We start from the raw sequence: 4,993 nt of genomic DNA on the forward strand, positions 1-4,993 counted from the left end.
TTTAGCGCCCGTGAGCGCCGTTAGAGAAGTTTGACACTGCAAGTTATTGAAATCGCAAGGTTGTGGCACAACTCTCGGGACCGCCAATGTTTTCAATAGTGATTGCCGCTGCATTCGAGCGACGCAGTTGGACAGGGGGAGCGGGCGTCCACTCTGGACGGGCGTACCGATAAAAGCATGCCCTAAAACTCTGGCGCCGGAAGTCAGAAATTGATGCCAAGCCAGGCTTTTACCTGCTCGTGCAGATCGCCAGCGAAAGCCTCGGGTCCGCCTTGTGCGGTGATCTCGCCGAGGCTCAGCACATAGATATAAGTGGACATCTTCACAACGCGGCGAACGTTGTGGTCGACGAGCAGGATCGCGGTCTGCTCGGACGCAAACAGGCCGATCCACTGATAGACCTCCTCGGCGACCTTGGGTGCTAATCCGATGCTCGGCTCATCGACCAGGCACAGACGTGGCCGAACCAAGTAGGCCTTGGCGAATTCGACCATCTTCTGTTGGCCGCCGGAAAGGTCGCCGGCCTTGTCACGGCGCTTTTCCTTGAGCACCGGAAATTTTGCGTAGGTGTCCTCGAAGCGGTCGGCGATATCGGCGCGCGTAAGACCGTCCGCTCGCCGGACGAGATGCTCGAGCGGCAGGCGCAGATTGTCCTCGACGCTCATGAAATTGAACAGGCTCGATTCCTGCGGGATATAGAAGATGCTACGGTCGATGACGGTATGCGGCGCGATCCCGGTGATATCGGCGCCGTCGAACATGATGAGGCCCGAGCTTGGCCGCAGGAATCCGCAGATCGTCTTCATGATGGTGGACTTGCCGGCGCCGTTGAGGCCGATCAGGCCGGTGATGACGCCCGGCGCGACCTTGACGCTGACGCCGCGCAAGATGTCGATGTCGGCGACGTAGCCGGCGCTCACGTTGTCGAGCACGAGCAGTGCGGTCATGCGGCGGCCTCGCCGAGATAGGCCTCGATCACGACGGGATCGGTGAGTACCGCGCGTGTCTTCTCGTCGGCGATGACGGCGCCGGCGTTCATGCAAATCGCGCGCGGGCAAAGCTCGACGATCACCGGCATGTCGTGACTGACGAGCAGGAAGGTCTGGCCGGCGGCGTGCCGGCGGCGAATAACGCCCGCCATGATCTCCTTCATGGTCGGGTGGACCGCGGCGAACGGTTCGTCGAGCAGCGCGATGCGCGGTGGCACCATGAAACAGGAGCCGAACTCGAGCAGCTTGCGCTGACCGCCCGACAGCTGGCCGGCGTCGAGATGCATCATGCGTGTCAGTGTCAGATCTTCGATAAGTTCGCGCGCGCGCCCGTCGGCCTCGGCTTCGGGCAGCCCCAGCGCACTGCCGGTGACCAGCAGATTGTCGAGCACGCTCATGCGCGGGAAGACGCGCGTGAGCTGGAACATGCGCAGCACGCCGAGCCGTGCCAGCGCCTCGGGCCGCAGCCCGGTGATCGGGCGGCCGTCGAGAACGATGTCACCGGAATCAGCAGAGAGATAACCGCTCAGGATGTTGAGCAGCGTCGTCTTGCCGGAGCCGTTCGGGCCGATGAGGCCGACAAGCTCGCCCTCGTTGACGGAGAAAGTCACGTCGTCGAGGGCCTTGTGGCCGCCGAAAAACTTGCTGACGCTATCGATGGAAAGGCAGGCCATGGCGCCTCACTCCGCCGCGGAGGGTGCCGGCGCCGGCCGGCGCCCGGTGCGTTCGATGGCCCGGCGGAAGAAGCCCCACAGGCCTTCGCGGAAGAAGCGGGCGAAAATGATGACAAGCAGCGCGAACACGATGAGCTGATAGCCGCCGAAGTCGCGCAAGAACTCGGAGGCGACATAGACCAGGAAGGCGCCGCCGATCGGGCCGGGGAGGGTGGCGAGGCCGCCGATCACCACCATGCTGACGATGATGCCGGTCTGCGAAAGGAGGCCGAGTTCGGGACTGACGAACTGTGCGAAATGCCCGTAGAGCGCGCCGGCAAGCCCGCTGATGGCGGCGCTGAGCGTAAAGGCGTTGGTCTTCCACAGCACGATCTTCACGCCGCGGCTCGCGGCAGCGATCTCGTCGTCGCGAATGGCGCGCAGATAAAGACCTGCGGGTGCGCGCAGAAGGAAATAGAGCCCGAGCTGGATGACAACGAGCACGCCGAGCATCACATAATACCAAGTGAGCCGGTGGTCGAAGATCCCCGGCACGCTAAGGCCGAGGTCACCGCGCGTGATCTCGATTGAATTGCTGATCACGAGGCGGCAGATCTCGGCGAACGACAGCGTGGTCAGTGCAAGATAGGGGCCGCGCAGTCGAAGGACGATGCGGCCAAGCCCGAACCCGATCGCCGCTGAAACCACCACGGCCGCGGGAATGCCAACGAGCGGCGGCGCGTTGAAATGATAGGAGAGCAAGCCGGTCACATAGGCGCCGATCATGCCGAATGCTGCCGGTGCGAGCGAGAATTGTCCCGTGTAGCCGGCCAGCAAGTTCCACGCCGCCGCCAGCATCGCGAAATACATCGAGACGATAAGGACGCCCTGCCAATATTCGTTGCGCACGATCGCGGGCAGCAGGGCGACCAGCGCGAATATCCCAAGTGAGAACACGAGCTGGATTCGGTCGCGCATGCGCGTATCGTTGAAGGTTACGGCCATCAAACCTCGCGGCTCCGCTCGCCGAACAGGCCGTGCGGCCGGAACAGCAAGACCAGGATGAGGATCACCAGACCGAAGGTGTCGCGATAGCCGTAGGAGATATAAACCGCGCCGAAGCTTTCCAGCACGCCGAGGATCAGGCTGGCGACGGCGGCGCCGGGGATCGAGCCCATGCCGCCCAGCACGACGATGACGTAGGATTTCACGGCCGGAAAGGCGCCGACATCCGGCGTCGCATTGATGATCGGCGAGAGGAGTGCCCCGGCCAGCGCGGCGAGCCCGCCGGACAGCGCAAAGACGATGCTGCTCGCCTTCGCCGTGTCGATGCCGGCGAGCGAGGCTCCCAGCCGGTTCTGCGCCACCGCCTGGATCTGCCGGCCCCAATAGGAATAGCGCACGAACAACCCGACGGCGATGAGGACCAGGAGCGCGATGCCCGCCGCCATCAGGCGATGGCCGCTCGCCATGAACGGACCGATTTCCACCCGCGTCGTGGCGACCAGCGACGGACCGCGATAGCCGTTGGGGCCGATCACCTTATCGACCAGATTGATCAGCAGCAGCGACAAGGCGAAGGTGATGATGACGGCATATTCGTCCTTCATCACGCCCCAGCTCGCGTAGCCGGAATAGAGCGGCCGCATCAGCAGGCGTTCGGTCGCCCAGCCCAGCGCCATGCCGGCGATGAAGGCACAGGGCAGCGTCAGCCAGGGCGAGATGCCGAAGAACAGCGCGATCAGCGTATAGGCGTAGGCGCCGATCATGTAGAACTCGCCATGGGCGAAGTTCACGATCCGCAAAATGCCGAAGATCAGCGACAAGCCGATCGCCATCAGCGCATAAAATAGGCCGATGATCAGCCCGTTGACGGTGAGGTCGATGAGCAGCATGGGCGATTAAATCAAGGCGACGACGCGCGTCGTTCGGTCGGTTGCAAAAAAACCGGGACCGGCACGTCATCTGCCGATCCCGGCCGCACGCGGGTTACTTCGCCGGCTTCTCCAGCTTGCTTACGTCAAGCGGCTGACCGGGGTCCTGCACCAAGCGGGTATCTGCTATCGGCTGCTTCACCGCGGTGATCTGGAAGGTGATGTAGGGGATCTCGATCCACTGGTGGTATTTGTAGCCCGCCTCGGTCGAGAAGGTGACGACGCCGCGCGTGCCTTCCCACTTGATCGCCTCGAGCGCCTTGATCATGGCGTCGGCATCGGTCGATTTGGCAGCCTTGATCGCCTCGGCAAGCAGGAACAGGCTATCAGCCGACTGGGCCAGCAAGCGGTTGGGTTCGTTGTGGGTCTTCGCGGTATAGGCAGCGGCGACTTGCTTGCCGAGCGGCGGCATCGCCATCTTCGGGTGATAGAGGCCGAAGACGATCATATCCTTCGCCACCTCCTGGACGTTCTGCCAGAAATCCGGATAGTCGGCGAGGCCCGAGCCGTCATAGAGCCAGGTCTTTGCCGTCGGCGCGACGCCTTGCTCGTAGAGTTGATTCAAAGCGAGATAGGCGGCGGGCGGCAGCATCATCTCGACGATGGCGTCGGGCGGGTTGGCCTTCAGCGACAGGATCACCGGGGAGAAATCCTTGGCGGTGCGGTCCAGCGTCTCGTAGGAGAATTTTATTTCGGGCGCCGAGATCTTGAGCTGTTCGGCCAGGCTCTTGGCGGCGCCGATGCCGTAATCGGTATTCTCGGCCAAGGCGACGACGCGCTTGGCGCCGAGGCGCTTCATGGTGTCGGCCATGGCGACGGCGGTGCGGGTGCTGTAATTGCCTGGATTGAACTCTTCAATATAGCCCTTCGCGCGGATGGCGTCGGCCCAGCCATTCACGTTCATGTAGGGGATGTGGTAGTGGTGTGCCACTTCCATGCCGGCGAGCACGTTGGAGCTCTGATGCTCGCCGGTGATGGCGACCACCTTGTCGCGGGTGATGAGTTTCTCGACCGCGGCGCGCGCCTTCTCGGGCAGGCCCTGCGTGTCCTCGACGACGAGTTCGATCGGCCGGCCCAGCACGCCGCCCGCGTCATTGATGATCTTTTGCGCGACCTGCAGGGCATCCAGCACTTGGGTTCCCTGGATGACCGAGCCCGGCGGGGATTGGGCGATCGTGACGCCGATTTTGATTGGATCGGCGGCGATTGCGGCATGCGCAAAGGCAAACACACCGGCGGCAAGCGCCAGCAAACCGATGCGATGAGAACTCGTGACGGTTTTACGGCTCATAATTCTACTCTCCCTACTGAGATGAACGTTTTTGCGCAGTTTGGAATGGCGAATTACGCAAGAACACTAGTTGAGCAGCCCTGGGAGGTCGAGGTCTAATCGCGCAAGAAGGCAGGCCGCCAGAGC

At 62.8% G+C, this 4,993-nt stretch carries 5 protein-coding genes; all 5 read right to left on the reverse strand.

Annotation, left to right across the window (positions count from 1 at the left end):
- Positions 1 to 203 precede the first annotated feature (203 nt).
- The gene (locus QZ213_RS24570) at positions 204 to 947 is read right to left on the reverse strand and encodes an ABC transporter ATP-binding protein (protein WP_291688671.1); all 744 of its coding nucleotides are present in this window, start codon (positions 945 to 947) and stop codon (positions 204 to 206) included.
- Positions 944 to 1,663: an ABC transporter ATP-binding protein gene (locus QZ213_RS24575; RefSeq protein ID WP_291688672.1), complete on the reverse strand. Its 720-nt coding sequence runs from the start codon at positions 1,661 to 1,663 to the stop codon at positions 944 to 946. Before QZ213_RS24575 ends, QZ213_RS24570 begins: the two co-directional genes overlap by 4 nt.
- A gap of 6 nt (positions 1,664 to 1,669) precedes the next feature.
- A complete protein-coding gene (locus QZ213_RS24580) occupies positions 1,670 to 2,620 on the reverse strand; it encodes a branched-chain amino acid ABC transporter permease (RefSeq protein ID WP_291688673.1) in 951 nt (316 codons plus the stop codon).
- A 26-nt stretch (positions 2,621 to 2,646) separates the two neighbouring features.
- Positions 2,647 to 3,537 (reverse strand): branched-chain amino acid ABC transporter permease, encoded by an 891-nt coding sequence (locus tag QZ213_RS24585; protein WP_291688674.1) that lies wholly within the window; start codon positions 3,535 to 3,537, stop codon positions 2,647 to 2,649.
- A gap of 94 nt (positions 3,538 to 3,631) precedes the next feature.
- Positions 3,632 to 4,867, reverse strand: coding sequence for an ABC transporter substrate-binding protein (locus QZ213_RS24590; protein WP_291688675.1), 1,236 nt, complete (start codon positions 4,865 to 4,867; stop codon positions 3,632 to 3,634).
- Positions 4,868 to 4,993: the final 126 nt, after the last annotated feature.

The organism is Bradyrhizobium sp. (genome assembly GCF_017881085.1).
Lineage (GTDB): Bacteria > Pseudomonadota > Alphaproteobacteria > Rhizobiales > Xanthobacteraceae > Bradyrhizobium.